The 5,273-nt window shown below is 67.5% G+C and carries 4 protein-coding genes; all 4 read left to right on the forward strand.

All coding sequences use genetic code 11. The annotated features are described in order from the left end of the window. The coding region (locus tag H7290_RS13665) for a PrsW family intramembrane metalloprotease (protein WP_290514567.1) at positions 1-1,192 on the forward strand (1,192 nt) is incomplete at its 5' end. Between the two features lie 102 nt (positions 1,193-1,294). Continuing rightward, complete coding sequence (locus H7290_RS13670; RefSeq protein WP_290514568.1) at positions 1,295-3,010, forward strand: ABC transporter; 1,716 nt, start codon at positions 1,295-1,297, stop codon at positions 3,008-3,010. After that, positions 3,007-4,656 carry a GTPase gene (locus H7290_RS13675; protein WP_290514569.1) on the forward strand — a complete coding sequence of 550 codons (1,650 nt, stop codon included), beginning with the start codon at positions 3,007-3,009 and terminating at the stop codon, positions 4,654-4,656. The genes H7290_RS13670 and H7290_RS13675 overlap by 4 nt, the downstream gene beginning before the upstream one ends. Before the next feature lie 44 nt (positions 4,657-4,700). Beyond that, the coding region (locus H7290_RS13680) for an ATP-binding cassette domain-containing protein (protein ID WP_290514570.1) at positions 4,701-5,273 on the forward strand (573 nt) is incomplete at its 3' end.

Raw genomic sequence — 5,273 nt, forward strand, 5'->3', positions numbered from 1 at the left:
CGATTTGCGGGTGACAGACGTGACTGCGGGCCAGATCCCTGCCACACTCCCCAAATATCGCGAGACGATCCGCCAGCGTGGCCGCACCCCGTTGCTGATCCTGTTCATCCTCATCGCGATCGCCGGCGTGGCCGGTGGTGCTGCCATCTCGCTCAGCGCGGGTGACCCTGCCGGGGCGGGCCTCTCGGCCTTCTACGCGTTCATCCCGTTGCCACTGCTGTGGATGGCCTACTGGTGGCTCGACCGCTACGAGCCGGAGCCGCGCCGCTACAAGTTCGCCGCCTTCGTGTGGGGCGGTGTCGTTGCCGTCAGCATCGCCCTCAGCCTCCAGATCTTCATCCAGAACACCTTCAACCTCACCGACGACACCATGGCCTCGATCGTTGCACCGCTCACGGAGGAGCCGGCCAAGTGTCTGTTCCTGCTCCTGACGTTCGTGCGTTCACGTCGCGTGATCGACGGCTTCCTCGACGGACTGGTCTACGCCGGGCTCGTCGGCATCGGCTTCGCCTTCGTCGAGAACATCGGTTATTACGCGTCGAGCTATCTCGGTTCGCCCGACATGACGATCGCCGGGGCCGAGGGCGTCACGACGACATTCGTGGTCCGTGGCGTCTTCAGCCCGTTCGCCCATCCCCTCTTCACCTCTGCGTTCGGCATCGCGATTGGGTTGGCCGTCTCGCGCCGGTCGAAGCTGGCCAAGGTGTTGATCGTGATCGTCGGCCTCGCGGCGAGCGTGGGCCTGCACGGGGTGTGGAACGGCTCGCTCAGCTATGGCGGGGGGACGGGGTTCGTGCTGGCCTACCTTGCGCTCGCGGTCGTGTTGATCGCTGTGGCTGTGCTCGCCATCATCGTGCGCACCCGACAAGTGCGCATCCTCGAGCAGTCTCTCTCCTACGTCGCGCATCGCGGCTGGATACACCCGGCCGAGATCCCGTATCTCTCGCGCTTCAGCTATCGCAAGGCAGCTCGACGTTACGCCGGTGAGCACGCTGGCAAGGGCGGCCGGGCGGTCGTCAAGCGTTACCAACGACTGGCCACCGAGATGGCGTTCCTGCACCACGCGATGATGTCGGGCCGCAGCAAGCCGAGGGGGGTCGAGCGCACCTATGCACTGCTCGACGCGATGTACGCCCTGCGCCCGTCGCTGCGGTTCCCACCCGCGCTGCAGAACACCGTCCGTCACTCCTGATTGCTCTGCCGCACCCGCGGTGACGTCCATCTGGTCCTTTGTCCACTAATCTGTCCACAGACCCGCCAGCAGCTACACACCGTCGATGAGAGGAGCGCACCCGTGGCCAGTGAACACGCGTCCGCCGAGCTCGTCGCGGCCATGAGCAAGCTGCTCATCTCAGTGCGTGATGTGACGATGCGGCTCGAGACCCCCGAGGCCGAAGCGGCTCGGCGGACGCAGTCCGAGGTCGTCGACCAGCTGTCTGACTATGTCCTGCCCCGACTCGTCCAGCTCGACGCCCCACTCCTCGCGGTGGTGGGCGGATCCACCGGTGCCGGCAAGTCGACGCTGGTCAACTCGATCGTCGGACAACGGGTCACCGAGTCAGGTGTGCTCCGACCCACCACGCGCTCACCAGTCCTGGTTCACCACCCGGCCGATGCCGAGTGGTTCCGGCCAGATCGCATCCTTCCCGACCTCCCACGCACCGAGGTGTCGAGCAACGACACGTACGCCCTGCGGCTCGCGTCGTCCGACAAGATCCCACGCGGCCTCGCGATCCTCGACGCGCCCGACGTCGACTCGATCGACCAAGGCAACCGCGAGCTCGCCAGCCAGCTCCTCGCGGCCGCAGACCTGTGGCTCTTCGTGACATCAGCGGCCCGCTACGCCGACCAGGTCCCGTGGGACTACCTGCGACTGGCCGCCGAGCGCAGCACGTCAGTTGCGGTGGTGCTCGACCGCACCAGCGCGGAGGCCGTCGTGGAGGTACGTGGCCACCTGGCCCGCATGATGACGTCGCGTGGGCTCTCGGACTCCCCGCTCTTCACCGTGCCCGAGTCGGGCGTCGACGCAGACGGGCTGGTGCCCCCGGCCGCCGTGGCGCCCATCGTCGGCTGGTTGCACGAGCTGGCGGCCGACACCGGCGCGCGCGCGATGGTCGTCAACCGGACGCTCGATGGCGCGATCCGCAACAACGTCATGCGCACCCACGACATCGGCGACTCCATGGATAGCCAGATCGAGGTCGCCGAAGCGCTGTACCGCGAGGTCGACAGCGTCTACCGCTCGGCACTTGACGCTTTTGCCCTCCAGAGCACCGACGGCACGCTGGTACGGGGCGAGGTGCTCGTGCGCTGGCAGGAGTTCGTTGGTACCGGCGAGCTGCTCAAGTCCGTCGAGGAGAAGGTCACCCGTATTCGCGACCGGTTCGTCGACGGCATGACCGGCAAGCGCACCCGCTCCAAGGAGGTCGTCGACGCCATCGAGAATGGTCTTCACATGCTGCTCGTGGAGCACGCCGAGGCCGCCGCCGAGAAAGCCTCGCGTTCGTGGGCGATGACCGATGCGGGACGTGCGCTGCTCTCCAACACTCGCGGGCTCGACCGCGCGTCACGCGATTTCAGGGTCAAGGCCGAGCGGTTGGTCCACGACTGGGGCCAAGCCCTGCTCGAGCTCGTGCGAGTCGAGGGGGCCGACAAGCGCATGACTGCGAAGTTCCTTGCCTTCGGCGTCAACGGCATCGGGGTCGCACTGATGATCGTGCTTCTCTCGAAGTCCGGCGAGGACGCTGAGGCCGGTGGAACCGCGGTGCTCGGGCGCAAGCTCCTCGACGCCATCTTCGGCGAGCAGGTCGTTGACGAGCTCGTCCAGAAGGCGCGGGTCGATCTCGAGTCGAGGGCCGGCGCGCTCTTCCAGACCGAGCTGCACCGGTACGTCGACGTGCTCGACACCCCCGAAACCCTCAAGGCCGCCCAATCTGTCCTGCGCGAAGCAGCACGTCAGGCCGAATATGCTCGGCACTCAGACTTCTTGAACGGAGAATCGACGTCATGACCGCGACGGGTGAAGTCACCGAAGAAGTGTTCGGTGACGGTCCAAGCGACGTCTCGACGCGCCTCGAGGGGCTCTTTGCAGCCGTCGAGGCGAGCCGCGGCCGCATCGACGCCGAGATCCTGGCACCCGCGGAGATGCTCTCGGGGCGTGCCGCCGGACGTCTGCGCCTGTCCGGCGACCACACGATCGTCGCGCTCGCGGGCGCCACAGGTTCGGGCAAGTCCTCGCTCTTCAACTCGCTCACCGATCTCGAGCTCGCCGGCGTCGGCGTCCGTCGTCCCACGACATCGTGGGCGCTGGCCTGCGCCTGGGGTCCCGACGGTGCGCAAGGCCTGCTGGAATGGATGGGCATACCGCCACGGCACCAGGTGTCGCGCATGAGCATGCTCGATCACTCCACCGAGGACACCAAGCTCGACGGCCTCGTGCTGCTCGACCTGCCCGACCACGACTCGACCGAGGTCTCGCACCACGTCGAGATGGACCGTCTGGTCAAGTACGCCGACCTGCTGGTCTGGGTGCTCGACCCGCAGAAGTATGCCGACGCCGCGATCCACGACCGCTACATCCGTCCCATGGCGTCGTACAGCGACGTCACCCTCGTGGTCCTCAACCAGATCGACCGCATCCCGTTCGAGGAGCGCGAGCGCACGCTCGACGACGTCAAGCGCATCTTGACTGCCGAGGGTCTTCCCGACGTCTCGGTCATCGGGGTGTCCGCGACCCGTGGCGACGGCGTCGAAAACCTCAAGCGCGAGCTCGCCGCTCGCATCCGGGCGAAGTCGTCGGCCAAGGGTCGGCTGACGTCCGACATCGTCGCCGCCGCGGCTGTCATCGCACAGGTGGGCGGGTCCAGCGCCGTGCCCGGCATCAGCCCCGTCGACCGGCAGGCGCTCGACGAGGCACTGCTCGACTGCGCCGGCGTCCCACAGGTCGTCGAAGCCATCGCTGCGTCAACCAGTCGTCGTGCGGTGCTGCGTACGGGATGGCCCGTCATCCGGTGGGTGCGTCGCCAGCGCAAGGACCCGCTCGGCGATCTCGAGCTCGGCTCCGACCTGTCGATGCCCTCGCTCGCGGGGGCAGTGGTGCCGGAGGCCAGCCACATGCAGCGGGCCAACGCCGAGCTGGCGATCCGCGACCTGGCCGAGAAGGCGTCTGTCGGTCTCGAGCGCCCGTGGCGAGATGCCATCCGCGACGCCTCGAACCCTGCCGACGACGACATCATCGATGCACTCGACGAGGCCATCGACCAGACCAGCCTGGGTGTCACCAGGCCGGCGCCGTGGTGGGGCGTCGTGCAGGTGCTGCAGATCGTTGCCCTCGTCGCCATGCTGGGCGGACTCGCGTGGCTGCTCGTCGAGGGCATCGTGAGCTTGACCCCCGCCGACCTGCCCGACCTCGGTGAGGTGGGCGGGCTGCCGACAGCCGTGGCGCTTGCCGTCGGAGGGTTCGTGCTCGGCATCGTGCTCGATCTCGGGTCTCGGCTGGTGTCGGGTCTCGGCGGGCGGAGCAAGGCCAACAAGGCCGACCGTCAGCTCAGGGCTGCGATCGACGATGTCACCGAGCGCCGTGTCATTGCCCCGGTGCAGGCAGAGCTGGCGTCCTACGCGGCCTACCGCACCGGGATCCTGGCCGCACTCGGCTGAGGTGGCCGTGCGGGCAGTGTGGGTCGCTCGATAGGCTGGTCCATATGGCTGACTACGTCTTCACCCTCCGCAACGTCCGCAAGAAGCTCGGCGAGAAGCTTGTGCTCGACGACGTCACGCTGTCGTTCCTGCACGGCGCCAAGATCGGCGTCGTGGGCCCCAACGGCACCGGCAAGTCGACGCTCTTCAAGATCATGGCCGGCCTTGAGCAGCCCAACAACGGCGACGCGATCAAGGACCCCGAGGCCACGGTCGGCATCCTCCTGCAGGAGCCACCGCTGACCGAGGGCAAGACCGTCCTGGAGAACGTCGAGGAGGCCGTCTCGGTGATCAAGGGCAAGATCGACCGCTTCAACCAGATCACCGAGGAGCTCGCCGATCCTGACGCCGACTACGACACGCTGCTCCCGGAGATGGGTGAGCTGCAGACCGACCTCGACCACGCCAACGCCTGGGACCTCGACAGCCGGCTCGACCAGGCGATGGACGCCCTGCGCTGCCCGCCGCCAGAGGTCCTGGTCGACAACCTGTCCGGTGGCGAGCGCCGACGCGTCGCGCTGTGCAAGCTGCTTCTCCAGCAGCCCAGCCTGCTGCTCCTCGACGAGCCCACCAACCAC

Source organism: Aeromicrobium sp. (assembly GCF_014378035.1).
In the GTDB taxonomy this organism is placed as follows: Bacteria; Actinomycetota; Actinomycetes; order Propionibacteriales; family Nocardioidaceae; genus Aeromicrobium.